At 69.4% G+C, this 21,970-nt stretch carries 21 protein-coding genes; 7 read left to right on the top strand and 14 right to left on the bottom strand.

Features of this window, described 5'->3' with window-relative positions; translation table 11 throughout:
- Window positions 1–34: 34 nt before the first annotated feature.
- Window positions 35–982: an alpha/beta fold hydrolase gene (locus JNO44_RS03190; RefSeq protein WP_205361179.1), complete on the bottom strand. Its 948-nt coding sequence runs from the start codon at window positions 980–982 to the stop codon at window positions 35–37.
- A 93-nt stretch (window positions 983–1,075) separates the two neighbouring features.
- Window positions 1,076–2,005, bottom strand: a complete 930-nt coding sequence (locus JNO44_RS03185; RefSeq protein WP_205361172.1) for an alpha/beta fold hydrolase — start codon at window positions 2,003–2,005, stop codon at window positions 1,076–1,078.
- Between the two features lie 130 nt (window positions 2,006–2,135).
- On the opposite strand from JNO44_RS03185, the gene JNO44_RS03180 reads away from it, so the two are divergent.
- Window positions 2,136–2,774 (top strand): TetR/AcrR family transcriptional regulator, encoded by a 639-nt coding sequence (locus JNO44_RS03180; protein ID WP_205361170.1) that lies wholly within the window; start codon window positions 2,136–2,138, stop codon window positions 2,772–2,774.
- A gap of 54 nt (window positions 2,775–2,828) precedes the next feature.
- On the opposite strand, the gene JNO44_RS03175 is transcribed toward JNO44_RS03180, so the two are convergent.
- Together JNO44_RS03175 and JNO44_RS03170 are read right to left on the bottom strand one after the other, a co-directional pair.
- Window positions 2,829–3,302 (bottom strand): DUF7144 family membrane protein, encoded by a 474-nt coding sequence (locus tag JNO44_RS03175; protein WP_205361168.1) that lies wholly within the window; start codon window positions 3,300–3,302, stop codon window positions 2,829–2,831.
- Between the two features lie 303 nt (window positions 3,303–3,605).
- Window positions 3,606–4,181, bottom strand: a complete 576-nt coding sequence (locus JNO44_RS03170) for an Rv1733c family protein (protein WP_205361167.1) — start codon at window positions 4,179–4,181, stop codon at window positions 3,606–3,608.
- A gap of 153 nt (window positions 4,182–4,334) precedes the next feature.
- Between JNO44_RS03170 and ftsH the strand changes: the two genes are divergently transcribed.
- Complete coding sequence (gene ftsH, locus JNO44_RS03165) at window positions 4,335–6,287, top strand: ATP-dependent zinc metalloprotease FtsH (protein ID WP_205361166.1); 1,953 nt, start codon at window positions 4,335–4,337, stop codon at window positions 6,285–6,287.
- 95 nt (window positions 6,288–6,382) lie between these two features.
- Here ftsH and JNO44_RS03160 read toward each other — a convergent pair whose 3' ends face one another.
- From JNO44_RS03160 to JNO44_RS03150, 3 genes are all read right to left on the bottom strand, one after another.
- The gene (locus JNO44_RS03160) at window positions 6,383–7,147 is read right to left on the bottom strand and encodes a baeRF2 domain-containing protein (RefSeq protein WP_205361160.1); all 765 of its coding nucleotides are present in this window, start codon (window positions 7,145–7,147) and stop codon (window positions 6,383–6,385) included.
- Window positions 7,144–8,514 (bottom strand): tyrosine-type recombinase/integrase, encoded by a 1,371-nt coding sequence (locus tag JNO44_RS03155; protein WP_205361158.1) that lies wholly within the window; start codon window positions 8,512–8,514, stop codon window positions 7,144–7,146. Before JNO44_RS03155 ends, JNO44_RS03160 begins: the two co-directional genes overlap by 4 nt.
- A gap of 120 nt (window positions 8,515–8,634) precedes the next feature.
- Window positions 8,635–8,904: a helix-turn-helix transcriptional regulator gene (locus JNO44_RS03150; protein WP_205361156.1), complete on the bottom strand. Its 270-nt coding sequence runs from the start codon at window positions 8,902–8,904 to the stop codon at window positions 8,635–8,637.
- Window positions 8,905–9,680: 776 nt separating this feature from the next.
- On the opposite strand from JNO44_RS03150, the gene JNO44_RS03145 reads away from it, so the two are divergent.
- On the top strand, window positions 9,681–10,094 hold the full coding sequence (locus tag JNO44_RS03145; RefSeq protein WP_205361154.1) for a pyridoxamine 5'-phosphate oxidase family protein: 414 nt from the start codon (window positions 9,681–9,683) through the stop codon (window positions 10,092–10,094).
- Window positions 10,095–10,124: 30 nt separating this feature from the next.
- Window positions 10,125–10,304, top strand: a complete 180-nt coding sequence (locus tag JNO44_RS03140) for a hypothetical protein (RefSeq protein WP_205361140.1) — start codon at window positions 10,125–10,127, stop codon at window positions 10,302–10,304.
- A gap of 96 nt (window positions 10,305–10,400) precedes the next feature.
- Here JNO44_RS03140 and JNO44_RS03135 read toward each other — a convergent pair whose 3' ends face one another.
- The 3 genes from JNO44_RS03135 to JNO44_RS03125 are packed head-to-tail and all read right to left on the bottom strand — an operon-like array spanning window position 10,401 to window position 12,074.
- Entirely contained in the window at window positions 10,401–11,198 is a 798-nt protein-coding gene (locus JNO44_RS03135; RefSeq protein WP_205361139.1) for a phosphotransferase family protein, read from the bottom strand.
- On the bottom strand, window positions 11,188–11,670 hold the full coding sequence (locus JNO44_RS03130) for an NUDIX domain-containing protein (protein ID WP_205361138.1): 483 nt from the start codon (window positions 11,668–11,670) through the stop codon (window positions 11,188–11,190). The genes JNO44_RS03135 and JNO44_RS03130 overlap by 11 nt, the downstream gene beginning before the upstream one ends.
- Window positions 11,671–11,708: 38 nt before the next feature.
- Window positions 11,709–12,074 (bottom strand): hypothetical protein, encoded by a 366-nt coding sequence (locus tag JNO44_RS03125; protein WP_205361137.1) that lies wholly within the window; start codon window positions 12,072–12,074, stop codon window positions 11,709–11,711.
- A gap of 216 nt (window positions 12,075–12,290) precedes the next feature.
- Here JNO44_RS03125 and JNO44_RS03120 point away from each other — a divergent pair, with 216 nt between their 5' ends.
- The 3 genes from JNO44_RS03120 (at window position 12,291) to JNO44_RS03110 (ending at window position 15,962) form a co-directional block, all read left to right on the top strand.
- Window positions 12,291–13,529 (top strand): IS256 family transposase, encoded by a 1,239-nt coding sequence (locus tag JNO44_RS03120; protein ID WP_205361136.1) that lies wholly within the window; start codon window positions 12,291–12,293, stop codon window positions 13,527–13,529.
- Window positions 13,530–14,320: 791 nt separating this feature from the next.
- A complete protein-coding gene (locus JNO44_RS03115; protein ID WP_205361134.1) occupies window positions 14,321–14,932 on the top strand; it encodes a response regulator in 612 nt (203 codons plus the stop codon).
- 58 nt (window positions 14,933–14,990) lie between these two features.
- On the top strand, window positions 14,991–15,962 hold the full coding sequence (locus JNO44_RS03110) for a sensor histidine kinase (RefSeq protein ID WP_205361132.1): 972 nt from the start codon (window positions 14,991–14,993) through the stop codon (window positions 15,960–15,962).
- Between the two features lie 477 nt (window positions 15,963–16,439).
- On the opposite strand, the gene JNO44_RS03105 is transcribed toward JNO44_RS03110, so the two are convergent.
- From JNO44_RS03105 to JNO44_RS03090, 4 genes are all read right to left on the bottom strand, one after another.
- Window positions 16,440–17,282 carry a hypothetical protein gene (locus tag JNO44_RS03105; protein ID WP_205361130.1) on the bottom strand — a complete coding sequence of 281 codons (843 nt, stop codon included), beginning with the start codon at window positions 17,280–17,282 and terminating at the stop codon, window positions 16,440–16,442.
- A gap of 24 nt (window positions 17,283–17,306) precedes the next feature.
- Window positions 17,307–18,173: a papain-like cysteine protease family protein gene (locus JNO44_RS03100; RefSeq protein ID WP_205361128.1), complete on the bottom strand. Its 867-nt coding sequence runs from the start codon at window positions 18,171–18,173 to the stop codon at window positions 17,307–17,309.
- A 136-nt stretch (window positions 18,174–18,309) separates the two neighbouring features.
- The gene (locus JNO44_RS03095) at window positions 18,310–20,001 is read right to left on the bottom strand and encodes a mycolysin (RefSeq protein ID WP_240167389.1); all 1,692 of its coding nucleotides are present in this window, start codon (window positions 19,999–20,001) and stop codon (window positions 18,310–18,312) included.
- 415 nt (window positions 20,002–20,416) lie between these two features.
- Window positions 20,417–21,943: a hypothetical protein gene (locus tag JNO44_RS03090; RefSeq protein ID WP_205361126.1), complete on the bottom strand. Its 1,527-nt coding sequence runs from the start codon at window positions 21,941–21,943 to the stop codon at window positions 20,417–20,419.
- Window positions 21,944–21,970 lie beyond the last annotated feature (27 nt).

The raw sequence follows: 21,970 nt of genomic DNA, 5'->3' as shown, positions 1-21,970 counted from the left end.
GCACCCCGTGCCGCCGCCGGCAGAAAGGGGCCGATCAGCCCTTGCCCGCGGCCCTGTCGAGGAGCGTGGCGAGGATCGGTCCCGGGTCGGTCCACAGCAGGGAGCCGCCCGCCCCCGGTACGACATGGCGGCGCGCTCCGGGGATCCGGGCGGCGAGACGGGCCCCGTGGTCGGGGGAGTGACTGGCGTCGTGTGCGCCGTACCAGAGGTCCACCGGGACGGTGATCCGATCGAGGGCGAACGGCCAGCGGCTCATGGCGAGTACGGCGTCGCGGGCGTATCCGGCGGCGGCTCCCTGGGCGAAGCCCTCGTCCAGGGCCCGGCGGTACGCGGCGTCGAACCCGGGGTCCTGGTACACGGCCAGGTCGCACGCCGGGCTGCTGCTCCGCACCAGGTGCGCCATCGCGTCCGCCGTGAAGCCGGCGAAGAACTCCTCGGCGCCCCTCGGGTCGGCGGCGGTGCGCTCGACGAGTTCCCGCACATGCGCCGGCACGGCCGCGGCGAACCCGGTCGCCGCGGGCTCGTCGGGCCGCCGGCCCACGTCGGCCGGTGCGCCCGATGCGGCCGCCGGGACGACGGCCGATGCGACATCGTCCGCCCCCGAGACGACGGCCACCGCGGCGACCACGTCCGCCTCCGCGCAGGCCAACGCGAACGGCGCGCCCTGCGAGTTGCCGACCACCGGTGGACGCCCCAGGCCGCGACGCGCGGCCAAGTGCCGGACGTCCGCGGCGAAATCGGCGAAGGTCCGCCCCGGGTGCGGGGTCGAGGCACCGAGTCCAGGGCGGTCCAGGGACACCATTCGCAGCCCCCGTGCGGCCACCACGTCCGGTCCGAAGCCGAGCCAACGGCTCGTCGCCGCTCCCGGACACAGCAGCACCGGAACACCGTCCTCGGGTCCCCACTCGGCCCAGCCCACCAACCGCCCATCGGGCAGCGGGGTTTCTCCGAGTCGGGCGGGAGCGGTCACATATCTGTTCATGATCGCCATCATGACGGCCGGCCGGTCGTCGCCGCACGCGAGTTCCGGCCGGCCCCCCGCGCCCCTCGGCCGGGGCGGTGGTCCGTCGGACCGTCAGTCGGTGCCGCGGTCGACGGAGTCCATGAAGTCCAGCATCCTGCGGTTGACCACCTGCGGATGGTCGATCTGCGGTCCGTGGCCGGTGCCGGAGACGATCTCCGCGCGCGCTCCCGCTATCAGCCGCGGGACGCGCTCCACCTGGCGCTTCGGGTGCACCAGGAGACTGCGCTTGCCGAGCACCAGATAGAGCGGGGTGCGGATGGTGGCCAGCTCGGCGTCGGAGAGGGGGAGCGGGGCCGGGCGACGGATGCGGAAGGCCCGGACGCCCTTCCTGATCATCGTGCGCAGCTCCGGCACGACGAGGACCGGCTGCTCCAACCAGGCCGCCAGGCGCGGACGCAGCGCCTTCGGGGCGGAGGTCGCGAAGAGGCTGACGAAGATCCAGGCGAAGAAGCGCAGCCCCACCTTCTCCAGGCCACCGGGGTCGAGCAACGTCACCGAGGCCAGCCGGCCGGCCCCGCGGTGTGCCTGGTTCAGGGCGAGCCAGCCGCCGTAGGAGGAGCCGACCAGGTGGACGCGGTCGAGGCCGAGCGCGGCGAGCGACTCGTCCAACCACTGTGCGGCGCGCTCGGGTTGGTGCATGGGCACGCGGTGCACGCTGCGTCCGGGGTCGCCCGGGGTGTCGAGCGCGTACACCGGGCGCTCGGCGCTGAGGCCGGGGGTGTTCGGGTACCACATGGCGGAGCAGGATCCCGAGCCGTGCACGAGGACGACGGGGGTGCGGGAGCGGGCGGCGGGGTCGGCCGGTTCGTACCGGTAGACGTGGGTGGTGCCGAAGGAGGTCTCGACCTCCTGCTCCGCGGTCGCGGGCACTCCCAGGGCGTAGAGCGCGTCGCACGCCGCGAAGTACTCCTCGCGCAGCGCGTCGCTGACATAGCGGCCGATGCCGGCCTGGGGACGGGCAGTGGTCTGGGACACGGCCACCTCCGGGGATCCGTTGTTCTCGGTCTTCGTGATACGAACGTACCACGAAGTTGGTACGGCTGTATCATCAAAATTGCCCGGCGTTGAGCGGGGCCCACACCGAAGCGACTGACGAGGGAAGACGCGACTGATGCCCAAGCGCGTGGACCATGACGAACGACGTACCGAGATCGCCGAGGCGCTCCTCCGGGTCGCGGGGCGACGCGGACTGCACGCCGTGGGGATGCGGGACGTGGCGGCCGAGGCGGGCGTGTCACTGCGGCTGGTGCAGTACTACTTCGAGACCAAGGAGAAGCTGCTGCTGCACGGACTGCGGCAGCTGACCGAGCGGTTCGGGGAACGCGTCGCGGCCCAGGTCAGGGCCGCGGGCGACCACCCGGGGCCGCGCACGGTGATCGAGGCGCTCCTGATGGCGTCCCTGCCCCTCGACGAGGAGAGCCGGGTCTTCCATCTCGTCTACACCTCGTACGCGGTGCTGTCCGTGACCGACCGGGCACTCGCCGAGCAGCCCTTCATCCGGGACCCCGAGGCCGCCGAGGAGCGGCTGACCGCACTCCTGGGGCTGGCCGAGGAAGCGGGCCTCACCCGCCCCGGGGTGGACGCCCGCATCGAGGCCGTCGGCCTGCTCGCGCTCTCCGCGGGGCTGGGCACCAGCATCCTGGTCGGCCAGCGCAGCGCGCGGACCGCCGCCGACGTCCTGGACCGCCATCTGGACCGGATCTTCCGGGACCGCGGGGGCAGTTCGCTGGCGGAGCGGATCGCGCAGTGACGCCGCCGGGGCGACGCTCGTTCCGGCCCGACCGGCCCGGCCCGACGTCCCCGCTCAACCTCCCTGCTCTTGCCCGGCGGTGGCGGAGGTGCTGCCTCCGTAGACGCACAGCCCGTAGATGGCCAGCACGTCCAGCGCGATGATCATCACCGACCACACCGGGTAGGCGGGGATGAAGAACATCTGGGCGAAGGCGTTCAGCCCCAGCACCGCCACACCGAACCAACGGGCGGCTTCCGAACGCTTGGTGAGCACGCCGACGGCCGCGGCCGCCTGCAGGATCGCCAGCGCGAGCATCAGCCAGCCAAATGCCTGCATGTCTCCCAGGACCAGTGAGACATTGCCCAGGAAGATATGGGAGTTGACGATCGCCGCGATGCCGTCGAGGCCGTTGAACAGGGCCAGCAACCCCAACATGACCCCGGCGAACATCACCAGGCCGTGGCGGTCCGCCGTCTGTGGTGCGGTCGTTCTCCCGCCGTAGCCCGGGTGCGGTGTTCCGGTGGGGTGACCTGCTGCTGATGCCATGGGAACCTCCGTGAGTGAAGGGCGGCGCGCCGCGTGATCCCGGGGCCGGCCGGCGGGCAACCACGGCATCGGCCGGGTCGCGTCGTCGAACTTCCGCGCCCCGCCGGGACTTCGGTCAAAAGCATCGCCGCACCACCGGCGACGGTGACCCGGCGTCCGATGTCGGTGACCCTCGGCGGATGCGGCTCGGCGGCCGGATGCGACCGCGGGCGGGCAGCCGTCCATTTCAGCGTGGCAGGGACGGTCCGGAGCCGCCAGGCGAGCCGCCCACGCGGCCCCGAGCGGACCGCGCGCCACGGCCCCTCACTGCTGCGGGTGCCGCCAGCGGGTGTCCAGCTCCGCCCACTCCTTCTCCCACTGGGCGTAGCGCCTGCGGTTCAGCAGACGGACACCGGCCTTCTCCGCGCCGTAGAGCAGCAGACCGGTGCCGGACGCGACGACGGTGCCCGCCACCACGCTCTCGGCCAGGGAGTCGGTCGGGGTGCCCGGGTCCCGCACCAGCTTCCCGCTCCGGTCCAGCCAGACCGTCGTGTGATCCCCGACGTGGACGCCGGTCGTCACGACCGTCTCGCCCGTCCGCACGCTGTGGTCCGGTGCCGTCCAGCGCACGGTCGTCTGCACCCGGCTGCCCGTGCCGGTACCGCTGTCGACGTTGACCCGGGCCGCGGGTTCCTTCGTCACCACCGCGGAGACCGGCTGCCAGTCGGCGCTCTGCCGATGGGCCGCCGCGTCCACCACACTGCCGGCCACCACCCCCGCGGTCGGGGCCGCCACGGCGATCAGCACGCCCGTGGCCAGGACCAGCCAGGATTGCGCTACGTCCGTACCCCGCCGGAGCGGGCCGTGCCGCCAGGGCGGACGGAGCTTCCCAAGAGGCATCACACACCCCCTTTGCCTGCACTTCGAGCGTCCCACACCTGGCCGCCCGACCCCACATCGCAGCGGTACCCACCCTGCGGAACCGGCCGGAAAAGCCGATCGTGGAAGGGGAGCGGAACCTGTCCGAGGAGCGCGGAACCGTAGGGAGCCGCCGTGATCACCGCAGTGTGCCTGCCCAGGCGCCATGCCACCCGCTCGGCGAAGCCGGGGCCGCCGCGCGAGCCGCCCAAGCCGTCGGCCCAGCCGAAGCCTCCGCTGTGGCGGCCGTGGTTGCTGCCGATCGTGCTGCTGGTGGTGTTCGTCCTCCTGCTCAGCCGGGCGCACAACCCCGCGGGCACCGCCCTCACCTACAGCGCGTTCCTCGGCAAGGTGGAAACCGGGCAGGTCAGGACCGTCGACATCGACGACAAGGGCAGCGTCAACGGCAAGCTCAAGGACGGCCGCGCATTCACCACCCGGATCCCCACCGCGCTCGGCAACACCGGGCTGGCCCAGCAGCTCCGCGCGAAGAACGTCGACGTCACCGCCTCCAGCAGCAGCGAAGGCGGCAGCTGGGTGGGGCTGCTGGCCGCGGTGCTCCTGCCGCTGCTCCTCCTCGGCGCGCTGTTCCTGTGGACCGGCCGCCAGGCCGCGCGCACCCTCACCGGCGGGCTCAGCGGCATCGGCCGCTCCCGGGCCAAGATCATCGAGGCCGAGCGCCCCACCACCCGCTTCGGCGACGTCGCCGGATACGAGGGCGTCAAGCAGGAGATCAGCGAGATCGTGGACTTCCTGCGCCACCCCGAGCGGTACGCGGTGGTCGGCGCCCAGGGGCCGCGCGGGGTGTTGATGGTCGGGCCGCCCGGCACCGGCAAGACGCTGATCGCCCGGGCCGTCGCCGGCGAGGCGGCGGTGCCGTTCCTGTCGGTGACCGGATCGGGGTTCGTGGAGATGTTCGTCGGCGTCGGCGCCTCCCGGGTCCGCGACCTCTTCGACGAGGCCCGCAAACGCGCGCCGTCGATCATCTTCATCGACGAGATCGACGCCGTCGGCAGCCGCCGCGGCGGCATCCGGCTGGGGGGCAACGACGAACGCGAGCAGACCCTCAACCAACTCCTGGCCGAGATGGACGGCTTCGACCAGAGCAGCGGCATCGTGGTACTCGCCGCCACCAACCGCCCCGAGGCCCTCGACCCGGCGCTGCTCCGGCCCGGCCGCTTCGACCGGCACGTCACCGTCCCGCTGCCCAACCAGGCCGAGCGGGCCGCGATCCTCGCCGTCCACGCCCGCGGCAAGAAACCGGGACCCGACGTCGACTGGGACGTCGTCGCCCGGGCCACCCCCGGCTTCTCCGGCGCCGACCTCGCCAACCTCCTCAACGAGGCCGCGATCCACGCCGTCCGCGCGGGCAACACCGTCATCTACGCCCAGGACCTCGACGACGCCCGGGACCGGGTCCTGCTCGGGCGCCGGGAGTCCTCCAACGCCCTGCTCCCCGAGGAGCGGCACGCCGTCGCCGTCCACGAGTCGGGCCACGCCCTCGTGGCCGCGCTGTGCGAACACGCCGACCCGGTCGCCAAGGTGACCATCCTGCCCTCCGGCCCCGTACTGGGCGCCACCGAACAACTCCCGGAAGCCGAGCGGCACCTCTACACCGAGGGCTACCTCAACGACCTGCTGGCCGTCCGCCTCGGCGGCCGGGCCGCCGAACTCGTGATCTTCGGCGAGGGCTCGACCGGCGCCGCCGACGACCTGGCCGGCGCCACCCAGATCGCCGGTCGCATGGTCCGCGACTTCGGACTCTCCCCGGCCCTCGGCCCGATCGGCTACGCCACCACCGGCACGCCGCACCGCTTCGGCGACGAAGCCCCCGGCGAGGCCCTGCACCGCCCCTACTCGGAGCAGACCCAGCGCCTGATCGACGAGGAGATCGCCCGCCTGGTCCGCGACGCGGAACAGCGCGCCACCACCCTGCTCCGCGACCACCGGGCGGCCCTGGAACGCCTCGCCGACCTGCTCACCACCCGCGAGACGGTCGACGGCGCGGTCGTCCACGACGTCCTGCGCCGACAGCCGGCGGCCTCCCCGGACCATCAGGAACCGGGGCCCGAAGCCGACCGGTTCTGACCCGGTCCCCCCTCCCGCCCCGGGGCGCCCTCCCGGCGTTCCCACCGTTCCGGCGTTCCCACCGTTCCGGCGTTCCCGCCGCTCCGGCCCCGCGGTCAGGGCGACGACGCGGGGGAGCACGCGTACCGCAGCAGCGCCCCGGCGCCGTCCCGCAGCCGCAGCCACCGCTCAGGCACCAGGACCAGTTCCGCGCCCGTCCCCACCAGAGCCCGGGCGAGGGCGGCGTCCGCACGCTCCCGGCGGACGGCGCGCACGCCGTACGACCGCAACTCGCCCTCCGTCAGCGCCAGATGCGCCGGCTCCGGCCCCACCCACAGCACCGGCGGCGCAGAGCGCCCGCGGTCGTTCAGGAAGAGCGTGCCGACCTGGCCGCGCTGCAGTGCCGCAACCGTGTCCGCCAGCCCCTCGGTGGCCGCCCCGCGGCGCGCCCGCTGAGCGAGGAGGGCCCCCACCAGTGCCTGGTCGTGCGCGGCCATCCGCCCCCGGAACAGCTGCTCCAACCACCCCTCCAGCAGGGCCCGGCCCGGCCGCGGCACGCCGCCCGCGTCGACCGTCGTGACACGGCCGCGCAGCCGTCCCGGCAGCCGGCGGGCCAGGATGCCGCGCGCCCAGGTGTCACCGGCGAGCACCAGCGTCTCGGCGCCGATCCGAAGCGCCTGCGCGGCCAGCAGGCGGCCGAGCCGTTCCGCTCCGCGCGGCCAGTCGGCGACCGGCACCCGTTCGTCGAGCCGTTCCCCGGGCGTGACCCTGGTCAGCGGCCACCGGCCCGCCTCGGCCTCGACGTGGACACGGCCCGCGGCCTCCAGCGTGTGGCGCCCCGTGTAGTGGACGTACAGGCTGACGATGCGGGCGACTATCACCCTGACCTGCGGATTCCGGGCTCGATTGGGGCTTGCGGGACGTCCAGGGATTTCTCAGGGACATTCGGTTGTGGATCTTGATCCGATGACGGCTCTTGATCGAACCACGAGTCCATCGCGGCAAGTCCCCGCTTGCCCGCACCGGGCATGAAGTGAGCGTAGTGCTTCAGTGTGGTCTGCGGCGACGCGTGCCCGAGCCACTCCGACACGCTCACGATCGACTCGCCCGCCTCAAGCTGGGTGCTTGCGTACGTGTGCCGAAGGACGTGGAACATGTCCGCGCGGGAGAGCTCGTAGATGGGGTCCCGACGGGTGCGGCCTCCGCACGTCCTGACCCTCTCGCCGATCTTCTTCAGGATTCCGGCCGCCGCGAGCGCGGGCCGCCAGCTCTGCTTGTTCCACCTCGCGTAGTTGATCCGATTGCCCTGAGAGGTGCTCAGGATCAGTCGGACGGTGATCGGTTTGCGCTGTCGTGCCTCCAGCTCGGTCGTCGGTGGCTCGGGATTGCGCCATGGGAGTGTGCAGGCGACCGAGGGGAAGTGACGCAGATGGTTCTGGACACGCTTGGCGAGGTTGGGGGAGACGGGAACGGTTCGCGTCTTGCCCCCCTTCGGCAGGCAGAAGTAGGGCCTCCCCTTGGAGTCCCACTGCAGCTGCCGGCGGATGTGCACGACGCCGGCATCGAAGTCGAAGTCCTCCTCGCCGAGACCGAAGGCTTCGCCTTGCCGCGGACCGAGACCCACTCCGAGGTCCACCGCGATGCGGTACCGCTCCTGAAGGCCTGCCCGGACGGCCTCCACGGTCGCCCTGGCCCACGCCTTGGCTTTCCTCTTCGCGGGTTTGGGTGCCTTGACCGTCCGGCGGGCCTTGCAGGGGTTCTTGACGAGGCGGCCGTCGTCGACGGCGGCTTCGAGGATGGTGGAGAGGTGGATCCAGATCACCTGGGCCGTGGACGCCTCGACACGCGTGAGCAGCTGGGCCTTCCAGGTACGCAGCGCCGCAGCGTCGATGTCCCGAAGCGCCGTCTCGCCCAGGAACGGGATGATGTGGTTCCAGATCTTGCTATGCATGGGGGCGGCGGTCGACGGTTCGTCTGACCGGCTCGGCCACCAGTGCTTCTCGACGTACTCGGTGAGGGGGATCGCCCCGTCGCGGGGATCGACGAACTCGCCACGCGTGGCGTCGGTCTGTGCATTCGCGAGCCACTGCTTGGCGTCCTCGCTCGTGTCGAACGAGCGATCCCGGACGCCCGGGATGCCCTTCACTCGATAGCGCTTGCCCTTGCCCCAGAGGGATGTCCGGTCCCGCTTACCGGTGTCTTTGTTGGGCTTCTTTTTGAGCCAGCGGTCTTCTATGTACCCTGCCAAGGGAATGTGCTCCTATGAACTCAACTGCATGTGCTCGTACGACATGGTGGAAGGGCGCACGCCAGGACTCCGAAAGGCTCCAGAAGATCGAGGCGTCGCCATCGGGCTTGTGGACGGCCTTCAAGGAGTACGTACTGTGCGCTTCATCGGGTTCTGGCTGAGGGGGTTGAGAGCAGCGTTGGAACGTGAATCCGCCTGCTCTTGCGACATGACCCACTCATCGAGCGCCGAAATCCGATACATGACGCGGCCTCCCATGCGGAAGCTCGGCGGGCCCTGCCGTCGGTGACGCCAGACGTATAGGGTGTTCGGTGAAATGCCAAGGTATTCGGCTGCCTTGGTCAGGTTCAAGAACGCTGCTTCACGGGTGCGCGCGATCTCCTCGTGCATCTCCGGTCTCCAGGGTGAGAAGGGTCGATGGACACCACTATCCGGAGAAGTCTCGGCTTGGTGAGACTGGGAAATTCTGGTAGCGCACGTACTGGGGGTCTTAAGGAGTGCTGATGTGTGATTGGTGCTCGCGGGCGTAGCAGTCCATGGCGCTCGATGGTCCTCTCATTGACCTGTGGTTTTGCCAGCACCCGTACGTTGACATGGTGTCCGAGCAGGTCTCCAGTCATGGGCGTCTGCCGTAGGCGAACTGCTGTGGGCCAGTACCCGGCGTAGAGGCCGACTCGTCCGCCCCCACCTGGGACTTCACCTCGGAACGGGCCTCTGGCCTGCATCGGAGGCTCTTTCCGACATTTCGCGCGCTTACCGCTTTGGGCAGCCGAAAGCCCCTCGAATGTCCCTCTGGCAGCGCTGAAAGTCCCTGAAAAATCCCAGAGGCGGGTGGTCATCGGAGGCGTCTGAGCAGTCGGTCCACGAGGACACCCATGCTGATGATGTAGTTGCGTGCCGCCCAAGGGGCTGCCTCTCTGGGACCGGGGCGGATAGGTCTGTCGGCGCCACCTCTGCCTGAGCGGAGCGGACCCCCACAGCGATATCGATCGTGCCGTCGCCGCCGGAACATCTCCGTACGCGGAGCGGACTAGGCACCCATCTCGAACGGGACGACCTGGATCGGAGTATCTCCGCGTACGCGGAGATGTCCCAGACCAAGAGAAAGGTCGACCTGATTTGAGCAGTTCCGCATGCATCCGGCGCTTTCTGCATAAGGGCTTGTCATGACTAGCGTGACCCACGTACCCCCGCCGCCGCTCCAGGGCTTTTGGGAGGAGCGCCGGATCTGCTTCCTCACGACAACACGCCCCAATGGGACTCCGCACCTCGTCCCCGTGGAGGTGACCTACGACCCGGCAACCCGCATTGCCCGCGTTATCAGCAGTGGCACGAGCAAGAAGGTCCGCAATATCCGCGCCGCCGGCCGAGGGGCCCGCGTCGCGGTCAGCCAGGCCGAGGGCCGACGTTGGTGCACCCTCGAAGGCACCGCGATTGTCAAAGATGATCCAGAGTCCGTAGCCGACGCCGAAGCGCGCTACGCCCAGCGGTACAAGACCCCGCGTCCCAATCCCGAGCGAGTCGTCATCGAGATCACCGTTACCCATGCCATGGGTACCGCCAAGCCTCCTGGCTGGTAACTCCGAGAGGTTGACGCCTACGTCAACAACGTGCAGGTGACCGCCGACGGCGCGGTGGCCACGGTTGACGAGCTGTTCCACCGGCGCTGGCTGGTGCTGTGCCAGGGCACGATGAATCTGGCGGCAGTCGAGGTGGCGGTCTCCGCCCGTGACCTGGACACCCGGGTAGTCCTGGATGCGGCCTACACGACAGCCCGGCGACTGAGCTGACCTTCCTGAAGGTCTCTGACGGGTGTGCCGCAGTCCGTAGGTTGAGGTCGAGCAGAAGTAACCGCTTTGTTGGGCAATCATCCCGGTGTGTCTTGATCACCTCGATCTGAGCAGCCTCCTGGCCGCCCGCTCCCGTACGGCCGGGTCTGTACTCAGCGTGGCGTCGGCGAGCAGATGGATCTGCCAGTACAGGCGGAGTCGACTTTCGGTGGTGGGCTCCTGCTGGCTCGTGAGGGCGAGTACGGGTGTGGGGTCGTCGAGGTCGAGGCGTACGGCGAGGCGGGCGAGGTCGGACCGCTGGTCGCCGAAGATGGCCAGCTCCCAGTCGATGAGCAGTCGGGAACCAGCGGGTTCACGCAGGAGGTGGCTCGGTTGCAAGTCGTGATGGAGCAGTACTGGCTGGATGAAGTTGTCACTGGCCTCGACTTCCTGGTGGAGGAGTCGAGCCGTGGAACGGAAGTTCGGGGCCGCTGCTGCGTACATGTGCAGGCGGTCGTGGAGGTAGTCGGTCCAGCTGTGGTGTTGTCGGGCGCCGGCGAGGCGGCCGAAGTGGGTGCCGCGGATGCGGTGGATGATGGCCAGCGGTTCGGCGAGTTCCGTCAGGAACCGATCGTTGGGCACAGGCTTTGCGTGAAGTGTGGTCTGTGCGGCCCATGGAGGGGTGCTGCTGCCGCTGGACGCGGCGAGCAGCTGCGGAGCTGGGGCACGGTATCTGGTCAGGAGGCGGAGAGCGGCTACTTCGTTGGCGGCGCGGCTCGGATCGCCGTAGTGCTTGAGGATGTACGGCGTCGGTCCGTCCACCGACCAGACGCGGTTGGCCTGGCCGGTGGTGATCTCGCGGGCGCTGGACGGGACGCGGCCGTCTATGCCGTCCGTGGCATTGTCAGGAGACATCGCCGAGGTAGGTGCCTGAGAGCGTGGGTGCCTCGGCGAGGGTGGTGATGGGCTGCCGGATGGCCTGCGGGAGCAGGCTGATGGCAGGGGTTTCGCCCAGCGGTACCCATTCCAGGCCGGTCTGCACTTCGTCCTGGGCGTGGCCGCCGAGTTGGCCGGGGTCACTGGTGGGGGTGCACAGGAAGATCGCTTCGATGCGGTGGGTGTTGGCTTCGCTTACAGGGTGGTCGTGGTTGGCACCGATGTATTCACGGAGCCACAGCAGTCGCTCGACGGTGACGGTCAGGCCGGTTTCCTCGTCGACTTCACGGCGGACAGCGTCGCCGAGACTCTCCCCGGGGCGTTGGCCGCCACCGGGGAGGAAGTAGCACTCCTGCTCCTCCCAGACGGCACGCATGAGGAGGACGTGGCCGTCGTGGAGGATGACGGCTTTGGCGGAGGTGCGGATTTCGGGGGTGCCGGACTCGGTCACGTTCTGGTCCAACTTTCTTGTCGGGATTGGGCGGTGCTTCAGCGTTCAGTCTTGCCGAAGGTGGTCGAGTGTCCGGTGATGTGGCGCAGGATCATTCGCCAGGGGCCGGCGAGGCGGATGAACGGTTGGCTGGGACTGCATGCGATCAGCCTCGCGCCCAGGGCGCGTGTAGGGCGTGGGACGGTAGCGATATGGCCGATCGTGGGGATGACCGTGGCATGGAGAGCAGGGACCAGCTTGATGAGTCGGGCGGTCAGGATGAGGCCGTGTAGCAGGACACCCGCGAGGGCGAGCGCGAAGCACAGAGGGCCGGACCAGCAGGCAGAGATGACCGCGGAAGCGATGAGCGGCGCGCCGGTGAGCCAGGCGACCTCGTCGGCCCATTCCCGGAGTACCAGGAGCACCTTGCCGATGGGGGAGAGGGTGCTCGGCAGGTGAGCGACGGCTTTCGCATGTCGGTCCGGCCGGGCTGACGTGAGGAAGGCGGTTGCGTCCTGGGAAGTGGTGTACGGGTTGGACCTGATCCGGGGGTTTGCTCCGGCGTCGGGATGAGGCCCGCATAGACGAACGGCCACCGGCTGATCTTCAAGACGACCAAGTCTTTGAAGGAGATCAGCACGATGACCGCACCTGACAGTGTGCCCCTGCATGCCCTCGCCGAAGACAACCTCGCCGCGGCGAGTCCCGATCTGCTGCGCGCGATGGTCAAGACGTTCGCCGACGCGCTCATGTCCGCGGAGGCCGATGCCGTCTGCAATGCCGAATACGGCCAGGTCAGCGACGAGCGAGTCAACCACCGCAACGGATATCGCCCGCGTGAGTGGGACACACGGGCGGGCACCGTCGACCTCGCCATCCCCAAGCTGCGCAGCGGGAGCTACTTTCCGCACTGGCTGCTGGAACGCAGGCGGCGTGCCGAGCAGGCCCTCATCAGCGTGGTTGCCACCGCCTACCTGCTGGGCGTCTCCACCCGCCGAGTGGAGAAGCTCGCCGAGTCCCTGGGTGTCACCCAGCTGTCGAAGTCCCAGGTCAGCGCGATGGCCAAGCACCTGGACGAGCAAGTCACCGCGTTCCGCAACCGCCCACTGGACGCCAGCCCCTATGCCTTCGTCTGGGTCGATGCCCTGACCCAGAAGGTCCGCGAGGGCGGCCGTATCGTCAACGTGCATGCGCTGATCGCGGTCGGCGTCAACGCCGACGGGCACCGCGAGATCCTCGGCCTGGACGTCGCCACCGCCGAGGACGGCGCCGGCTGGCTGGCCTTCCTGCGCTCACTGATCGCCCGCGGCCTGTCCGGCGTCCAACTGGTCATCTCCGACGCGCACATGGGCCTGGTCAACGCGATCGGCGCCACCCTGCCCGGCGCGAGCTGGCAGCGATGCCGTACTCACTACGCCCGAGCGTTGCTGAGCCAGGTGCCCAAGTCGGCCCAGCCGTGGGTGGCCACGCTGCTGCGGACCGTCTTCGAACAGCCCGACACCGACGCGGTCCAGGCACAGATGCGGCACGTGCTGGACGCCCTGGAAGCCAAGTTCCCCAAGGCGGCAGCCCACTTGGACGCCGCTCAGGGTGACGTGCTGGCGTTCACCGCGTTCCCGCGCGAGATCTGGCGGCAGATCTGGTCGAACAATCCGCAGGAACGGCTGAACAAGGAAATCCGTCGCCGCACCGATGTGGTCGGCATTTTCCCCGACCGCACCGCCCTGATCTGCCTGGTCGGCGCGGTCCTGGCCGAGCAGAACGACGAGTGGACCGAAGCCCGCCGCTACATGGGACTCGACCTGCTCGCCAAGGCCCGCCTTCACCCGATCGAGTCAGAAACCGACGAAACCGACCTGCCCACCGAACTCACCGCATAGCCTCAAAACGAGATCACCGAGTGGCCGTCGATACACCACTCCAGCGGACGTGACCCAGTACCGTCGCTTCAAACCCGGCGCGAGATTGTCCGGTGCCTCGTGGCCGGTTGCCGGGCCCTGGGGCGCCCGGACATCGATGAGGAATAGCCCGGAATTCCTCCGGGTCGCGTTACCGCGATGCGCTTTTGACGAGGAGTCATGCGCTGTGCGTTACGTGGGCCTGAGGGGCCGGATGGGAGCGAGGGCTGCGTGCCCTCTTCCGGCGAAGGGTATTCGCGTCCGGAACAGCCGGATCTCAACCGAAGATCCACTTGATCGCTTAGGCGAAGGCGAGCGGAGTCATCCGTGTCCGCCTTCTTTCTTCGCAAGTGGCGCACTTTTCCTGTCAAGGCGGAACTTTCGGGCTCTTTGGTGCAAGCGGTGCAATCGCCTTAAAAGGCCATGACGTCTTGGTGCTGGAACCGCTGGAGGGCGTGGTTGGTCAGGCTGGTTGCGATGTCGGAGAGTGTCGTGGGCATCTCGGAACTCTTTCTTTCTCGTGATCGCTGGGTGTCCGGTGGGTGATTCGGATGAAACGATCGCCCCCGACTCGCCCGCTGCGGGAAATCCGTAGAAGTCCGCAAGATTTCTGCGGGTCAGCCGCAGGAAATTGAAACTTTAACCGTCTGTTGCGGGAATTCCGTCGGTTGACAAGATTGGCCACTACATCGGAAGGTGAATGTATCCACTGGGGCGGTAAAGAAGCCGTGTTTTCCCCGTGCCCGAAAGGCTATGTAGAAGAGGGGGGTCCCGTGCGAGTGGTCCTGGCCGAGGATCATCCGACCGTACGAGCTGGAACCCGGGCGTTCCTGGAGCCTGAGGGCTTCATCGTGGTCGGGGAGGCCGCCTGCGAACGCGAGGCGTTGGAGATCGTTTCCGAGCAGCAGCCCGATGTGCTGATGCTGGACATGAGGCTGGAGTCGGGGCTGGCGCTCAAGGCCATTCCCCAATTCCTCGCCGCCGCACCGGAGATGGGAATTCTCGTGCAGAGCTGCTACGAGGACCGTGCCATCATCTGCGGGGCACTGGCCGCGGGTGCCGCGGGCTATCTGCTGAAGAGCAGTCCCGTGTCCGAACTGGTCCTGGCGGTAAGGACGGTGGCGTCGGGAGAACGGTACGTACAGCCCTCGCTCGGTGCCGGGCTGGCCCGTGCCCAGGGCCGGGAGCCGGAACTGCAACTGCGGGAGCGGCAGGTCCTGGGTCTGCTCGCCGAGGGGCACACCAACCGTGAGGTGGCCGCGCGGCTGACGGTCAGCGTCCGTACGGTGGAGAGCGTCAGGGCCGCTCTGCGCGCCCGGCTGGGCCTGGTCACCAGGGCCGACCTCGTCGCGTACGCCCGGCAGAACCGCTCCGCCGATGTGTAGCGGAACCGCCCGGCCGGCCACCGCGCAACAGTCGCTCGCCCTGGGCACACTCGGTGGCTTGTGCATTGCGGTGAGCCTGGTCAGCGTCGTGGGTTACACGGCCAACCTCCTCACCGACGGCCACTTGCCGCCAAGGTCGGTCTCGGCCCCGAGCGTCGCCGTGGCCACGGGCGTCCTCGCGCTGCTGACCTGCGGGCTGCGGCGGGCCCGCCGGCTGCTGATCATGATCTGCTGCGGTTTCACGGTCCTGAGCGTGGACCGGCTGGCGCACTCCGCACCGATGGACGACGCGGCCATGACGTTCCTGCTGGCGGCAGCCTTGTACGCCGTTCCGGCCTGGCCCGAGGTGAAGGTGGTCCTCAGCCGGGGACGCGCCAGTGCCATGGTGGAGCGGCAGGAGCACCATGCGGGCCTGCTCGCGGGCGAGTTGCACGACGAAGTCCTCCAGTTGCTGGCACTGACCCAGCGGCGGCTCGACGCGGCCCGCGCACTGGACGATCCCGGTGCGCTGCGTGCGGCGATGGAGGACGCGTCCCGCACCCTCGACGAACAGGCCGGCACGCTGCGCCGCATCATCGCCACCGTGAGCCCGGCAGCCGTCCAAGGGTTGGGGCTCGCCGAGTCGGTCACCTCCCTCGCCGGACAGGTCGCCGCCGAGAACGGGCTCGTGGTGGATGTGGACGTCCAGGGCGACCGGCCCCATGCGTGTACAGCGGACAGCGGCGTGGATCTTGCCGTCTACCGGGTCGCCCAGGAAGCGCTCACCAACGTGGTCAAGCACGCCGACGCCCGGCACATCACCCTTGCCCTCACATGCCGCGACGACGGCATAAGCCTCACCGTCACCGACGACGGACGCGGCCTTGGACCGAACCCGCCGAGAGGCACCGAGGGGTACGGCATGCAGGGCATGCGCTGGCGCTGCGAAGCGTACGGCGGCACATTCAGCGCCAGAACCGCCGGCGCCGCCGGCACGGTCGTCCGGGCCGTGTTCCCCCTGCGCAACTGCCGGAGAACCAGGGCGTCCTAGCCGGCCGGCCGCGCCGGCGCCGGCCTGCCCCTGGCCCGCACAGGCTGGCCAGGGGCAGGACCGATCCGGGGGGGGGACAACGCGAGACGGTATCGGGCATGGGTGCTGTCCGGAGCACGCGTGTCAGACTCCGCTTCTTCCCCGATTCCTCCGGGGCACCGCGGCACTACCGCGTGGACGGAGAGGGATCGCATCGTGGCCCGGCAGAACGCGAAGGTCGAGGTCATCCACCTACGCTCGGCGGGAGCGGACCTCGGCAGATGCTTCTTGCCCGCGTGCGCCCGCACGCCCGGCGGCGCCCGGATCGCCGGGCTCCTGGGCGGGCGGGAACAAGTCCCTGGACCACTTCGACACCATCCCGGGGATCGGGCGGCTCACTGCCGGGACCATGCCCCGCCGAAACCGGCGGGGCATGGTCCGCCGCACCACAGCCGGGCGCCCGGCGTCATGGGCCGAGGTCCCGGACAGCGGGCGGGATCAGGCCGAGCGGCGTCGGCGGCGCAGGTGAAGGACCGCCGCGCCCGACACCGCCAGGGCTGCAGCGCCGGAGGCGGCCGGGAGCCAGGAGTGGGAAGGTGCGGTGGAGGCTTGGTCCTCGGTGAGGGCGTAGCCGCCCGCGAGACCCTTGCGGTCGTAGGCCGAGCCGGGAAGCTTGTCGCCGTAGCGCTTGGCGACGAGTTGCTGGTACGCCGCGAGTGGGACGCGGGGCTTGCCTTGCAGGGCTGTCCGGGCTTCCTCGTTGAGCGGCTCGACAGAGTCGCTGCCGGTCAGCCGGTACCAACCGTGGATCTGCGGCTCCATGAAGGTCTGCGCCTGGTCCGTGCCACGCTCGGCGGCGCTGATGTCCGCGTCGCCGTCGCGGATGCCGGCCAGTTGCCAGGCATGGCCACCTTGCCCCGGGGCGAGCAGGACGGCGGCCTGACGGCCGTTGGCGGCCGAGACGCGGGAGGCGAGGTAGGACAGTCTCAGGGCCGCGCCGGCGGTGGCCTTGGTCTTGCCGGCGACGAACTCGGGCGACAGCTCGTAGAAGGGGACCGGCTTCTTGAGGTCGAAGCCGGGTGCGGCGGCAGGAGGCTGCGCGGGGCTGCGCGGGGCGCCGGCCGTGCCGCCGTCCGGGGCGCTGCGCTCGGCCGCAGCTGTCAGGAAGCGGGCGACGGTGTCGCGGAGCTGTCCGGAGCGCAGCACCTTCTGAGCGGCGGTGAAGTCGGTCGCCGCAGGGGTGGTGGGTCCGTCGGCGGCCTGCGCGGGAACGATTCCGCAGAGGGCGGCGACGGCAGCAGCGGCACACAGGGTGGCGGCGCGTCTGGTTGCATGGTGCACGATGGGTCGTTTCCTCTGGTCGTTCTAGCCGTGTATGCCGATGCGCGTGTGGGTCCACCGGAAGGAGTTGTTTCCGGAGTAGGTGGAGTAGTTCCACCAGGTGTAGGTCTTCGTGGTCGGCCAGGGGTCGCCGACCGCGATCATGTTGCTGGTGCTGTCGTAGCCGTAGATGACGTTCATGTGGCCGCCGCCGGAGTTCCAGCCGATACGGACGGCGAACGGGCGCCCGTTCGCGATCTCGGTCCGGGTCTCGCCGAAGGAAGCGTTGCGGTAGAGGTCGCTGCCACTGCTGGGGAAGCCCATGTTGCGGAGGCCGTTGGCCATGTCGCCGAGGGTGGCGGGGCGGTTGTTGCAGTCCAGCCGGTTGTTCTGGGCGGCCAGGCGGCAGAAGTCGTACTGGTTGTAGCGGGTGTAGCCCCAGAAGTTGGCTATGGTCAGGCCGGTGGCGTCCCAGCACCACTGGTCCTTGACCTGCTTCTGCATGCTGATGTCGAGGGCCTTCCGGCCGGTGGGCTTGTCGGTGGGCTGGGTGGAGGTGCAGACCGGCAGCCTCCCGGTGTTCTCCCGGATGAACGCGTCGGCGATGTAGTACGTGCCGGACCAGATCCAGCGGGAGTTGTTCTCGACGACGTCGCCGGTGGTACGGCAGGTCATCGGGATCTGGTCGCCGACCCGCGACTTTCCGGTGATGCCGGCCGAAAGTGACGGCTGGGAGCGCTGGTTGACGGTGCTGAAGTTGCCTCGCCCGCCGGTGATCGTGCCGGTGACGCTGGCCTGGGCCTGGGGGGAGATGCCCAGCAGAAGTCCGACGGACAGGACGGCGGCGCCCGCCGTGGCCAGAAGTGCCTTTTTGCGCCGTGACGTAGGGGCGTCGTGTGTGCGCGTTGACATGCGGGTTGATCTACGGAATCTGTGCATGGGGCTTCTTCTCTTGCCGATCAGTGAGGGCGGATACGGCCTCGCCGCAGCCAGAAGGCGGCGAGGCCGTTCCCGGTGAAGAACGCTCTTCGGGTACCGATCGGGCGGATCAGTACTGGATGGTGTGGTTGTAGAGGACGTTGCGGGCCTTCGCTCCGCTGTCCAGGCCGTACGCGGGCCGGTCGGTGAGGAAGTACTCACGGAAGGTGGACTGGCGCTCGCGGGACATCATGGTGTTGCTCCTCGTCCAGCCGCCGTCGACCTGGGACCACAGGTCGACCAGCGCGGTGGCGACCCGGGCCTCGCAGGCGTCGCCCCAGTCGATGCCGCGTGTGGTGCGGTCGTTGGCGAGGCTCATGGAGCTGCCGTTGCCCCACGTCATGACGGTGTCCTTGAAGGTGTGGAACGCCACGGCGTCGGCGAAGCCCTCGGTCCAGCCACAGGTGGTGGAGGAGGTGCGGTTGACGTAGTGGGGCGAGCAGTTGGTGACGTACGGCCACCATCCCTTGTAGAGCTTGCCCATGAGGGAGTGGCCGGCCTCGTGGACGGTGGTGTGGCCGGAGTCGGGGTCGCTGTCCGCGAGGTGGACCTTGTCGTCGCGGTTCGTCCAGTACGTACCGTCCCGGGAGCCCGGGTACCACTGGACGGTGATCGGGGAGCAGCGGCCGTCCCTCTCGTTGCTCGTCCAGCAGGTGCTGGTCGAACCCCGGTCCCACCAGAGCTTGTTGAGGGTGTCGAAGGCGTGCCAGGCACGGCTCTGGCCGCTGTTGGCGTAGACGGTGCCCAGGCTCTTGTTGCCCGAGACGTTGCTGAGGGCGTTCGAGGTGGTCGAGTAGTGGCGGTTGTATCCGTCGACGACCGACCACATGCTGCCGGCCCGGGTCTGGAACTCCGTCCAGACCCGGGAGGTGATGGAAGTGCTCGGCGTGTAGCAGAGCTTGAACGTGCCGTCTCCGTTGCCGGTCAGACCCGTGGCGAGCTTCTGCGTACTGCCGCCTGCGGTCGCCCTGCCCCAGAGGGTGACATTGGCGTTGCTGACCGGCAGGTCCCGGTCGGCCTTGCGGTTCCAGCTACCGTCCTCGGAGGACTGGAAGCGGTTGCGCAGAGTGCCGCTGACGCAGACCGGGGCGTAGGGCTTGCCGGGGGCGGCGGCCTGTGGGGGAATGCTCGGTGCGGCCGGGGCGGCGGCGCCCGGGCGTGCCGGGCGGTCGTGCGCCGTGGGCCCGCCGGCCGGAGTCGCGTCGGCCTTGGTCACGGACATGCCCTTGGCGGTGGAGCCCTTGGCCTTGCCGATGGTCAGTTCCACCGAGGTGTGACCGGCGCGGCGCGGATCGGGGCGGTCGATGTCGCTGATGTCCGCCTGGATCTGGGCGGGACCTGCGGCGACGGCCTTGACCTCGAGCTTGAGGGTGCGGGTACCCGGGGTGAGGGTCAGGGTCCGGCTGGTGCGCTGGCCGAAGAGGTCCGTCGTGGGAGTGGTGAGGGCGGGGTTCCGGTCGACGATCCGCAGGGCGGGCGGCAGTTGGAGGGAGAGGCCGGCGCGCTTGACGTCGGTCTGCGCCGTGACGGCCACGGTGAGGGTGGTCCGCTCCCCGATGGCGGGAAGGCGTTCCAGGGAGGCGGTGACGCCGAGACAGCTCGACGGCGCTTCGGATTTCACGTCCGCGGGGCGGACCGTGCAGCTGTCTGCCGGGGCGGGGGTGACCGCATAGGCGGACGGTAAGGCGATGGTGGCGATGCAGGCACCAATGCCGCCCGCTGCGACCAGCGCCGCGGGTCTCGGTATTCGTATTCGGAACATGGGTATGCCTTTCTGCGGCGTGCACGACGGGTCCGGTGCACGCCGATTCGAATCGTGGGGGGTGTGGGTGGGCGCTGCCGCGAATGTCAATCACTGGTAAACGGCAGTGCCTTGAGTGAAAACTCGCCGAGACTTTACGTCATGCGGATTGCGCATGTCACATTTGGCATAACAACTGCACGATGTGAAAGGCGAATAGACGCTATGTCACCTGCGATTTTGCGGTAAACCCGCAATAAATGAAGGACTTGGGGAGCGCGACCGGAACGCGTCGGCGCGACGGTCGGCCCGCCAGGATGGAAAAGCCGTTCAGTGACGTGACGGTTCCCCGGCGGGCCCCGCGCTCGCACAGCCACCCACACGGCAACCGGGTCTCATCTCCCCGGCGTTGCCGTGTGGGCTGAGCGTCGGTGTGTCAGTGGTGCCGGGGCTTGCTGCCGCCGGACTGGGCCTTGTCACCCGGTTTCGTGTCGTCCTGCGGAGTGCGCGGCTGGGGGATACGTATGGCTCCCTTGCCGTGTGCGAGTTGCACCTCGCGCTGCACCTTGGGCATCGGCAGGCGCATCGCGAGCGCCGGTACGCCGCCGATCTTCAGATACGGCATGACCCAGCCCTCCAGGTCGACTCCCGCGAACAGCTTCCAGTCCACGTCGGCCGCGGCCTTGCCCTCGGTCGACCCGCTGGCCCCGCCCTTGACCTCGGTGCGCACGTACGGCGCGGCGACGTCGCCCTTCACACCCACGCTGCCGTAGAGGCCGAGGTTCGCCTCGGTGCCGAACCGGACCTTCGCGTTGACCGCGGCCGAGGCGCTCGCCTTCAGCGTCGCGGGCGTGAAGTTGACCTTGGCCTCGGGCTGCCATCCTTCGCGCAGACCGAACGCGGAACCGAGGGCGAAGTCGCCCTTCACCGGGTCCTGTTGGACGTCCAGGCTCGCCTTGCCGTTGGCGTCGATCAGGACGTAGCAGGTGAGGTCGATGTTGACGGTGACCGGAAGTTCACCGATGTAGAAGGTCGGGTTGGCGTGCAGGACGACGAACGGCACCCGCACCGGCTTGCCGTTGGCCGTGGGGGCCGTCCGCCCCTTGAAGTGGAACCCCGAGGACCAGTCACCGCTCAGCCGCAGGCCGGCCCCCGACGGGCCGTCACCGGAACCGCGGCCGTAGTAGTTGAAGTCGACCTCGGGCGCGAGCTGGACGAAGCCCTTGAGCGACGCCTTGGTGGGGCTTTCCACCCCTGCCCCCTTCGCGTCCTTCTCCGTGTCGACCGTGGTGTCGACGTCGACGCGCAGGCTGCCGAAGGGCAGTTTGAGGCCCTCGGGTCCGGCGTGGACGTTGCCGCGCTTGGCCCAGGAGAACTTCACCCCCGGGACGAGCGAATCGGCCTTGAAGCCGGATGGGTCGACGGGCAGCTTGTTCTTGACCTTGACGTCGCCCAGCACCGTGGAGAGATCGACCGGGACGGTACGGACCTCGGTGCCCTTCGAGGTCTTCTTCTCCACCTGCGTGACCTTGGCCAGGACGCCCTTGGGCGCACCGGGCACGGGCTTGCTGGCGACGATGTCGCCCACGGCGACGGGCTTCTTCGCCGCAGGCGTCGCCGACGCCCCCGGCGTACCGGACGCGCTCGGGGTGGCCTGCGCGACGGGCTGGGAGATGACGGCGCGCCCGCTGTTCCGGTCGATGGAGTCGACCTTCACCGGCGACTTCTGCGCCCTGACGCCGCCGCCCGCCGGAATGGCCACCGCGCTGGGCTCGGCTCTCGTGGGGGAGGGTTCGTCGAGACTGAAGTCGATCTTGGGGCGAGGGCTGTTCTCTCTGGTGTTCGCCGCCTCGTCCGAGGCGTTGGTGGAGCCGCTTCCCCATGACGAGCAGCCGGCCAGGGCGAGTGAGAGAGAGGTGAGCAGCACTGGTGCCAGTGCCGCTCTTCTGCGGAGGTTGCGCATAGTGGATCCTCGTGGATTGTGGTGTGA

The sequence above is a fragment of the Streptomyces noursei genome (genome assembly GCF_016917755.1).
GTDB classification, from domain to species: Bacteria; Actinomycetota; Actinomycetes; order Streptomycetales; family Streptomycetaceae; genus Streptomyces; species Streptomyces yunnanensis.
The sequence above is the reverse complement of the archived record's forward strand: the minus strand, read 5'-3'. Positions and strand labels throughout refer to the sequence as shown.

Excerpts from the sequence above, each read along its gene's own strand:
- JNO44_RS03190 (WP_205361179.1), bottom strand. The coding sequence starts at position 982 with ATGAACAGATATGTGACCGCTCCCGCCCGACTCGGAGAAACCCCGCTG.
- JNO44_RS03180 (WP_205361170.1), top strand. The coding sequence starts at position 2,136 with ATGCCCAAGCGCGTGGACCATGACGAACGACGTACCGAGATCGCCGAG.
- JNO44_RS03175 (WP_205361168.1), bottom strand. The coding sequence starts at position 3,302 with ATGGCATCAGCAGCAGGTCACCCCACCGGAACACCGCACCCGGGCTAC.
- JNO44_RS03170 (WP_205361167.1), bottom strand. The coding sequence starts at position 4,181 with ATGCCTCTTGGGAAGCTCCGTCCGCCCTGGCGGCACGGCCCGCTCCGG.
- JNO44_RS03150 (WP_205361156.1), bottom strand. The coding sequence starts at position 8,904 with ATGCACGAGGAGATCGCGCGCACCCGTGAAGCAGCGTTCTTGAACCTG.
- JNO44_RS03145 (WP_205361154.1), top strand. The coding sequence starts at position 9,681 with ATGACTAGCGTGACCCACGTACCCCCGCCGCCGCTCCAGGGCTTTTGG.
- JNO44_RS03135 (WP_205361139.1), bottom strand. The coding sequence starts at position 11,198 with ATGTCTCCTGACAATGCCACGGACGGCATAGACGGCCGCGTCCCGTCC.
- JNO44_RS03120 (WP_205361136.1), top strand. The coding sequence starts at position 12,291 with ATGACCGCACCTGACAGTGTGCCCCTGCATGCCCTCGCCGAAGACAAC.
- JNO44_RS03100 (WP_205361128.1), bottom strand. The coding sequence starts at position 18,173 with ATGTCAACGCGCACACACGACGCCCCTACGTCACGGCGCAAAAAGGCA.
- JNO44_RS03095 (WP_240167389.1), bottom strand. The coding sequence starts at position 20,001 with ATGTTCCGAATACGAATACCGAGACCCGCGGCGCTGGTCGCAGCGGGC.
- JNO44_RS03090 (WP_205361126.1), bottom strand. The coding sequence starts at position 21,943 with ATGCGCAACCTCCGCAGAAGAGCGGCACTGGCACCAGTGCTGCTCACC.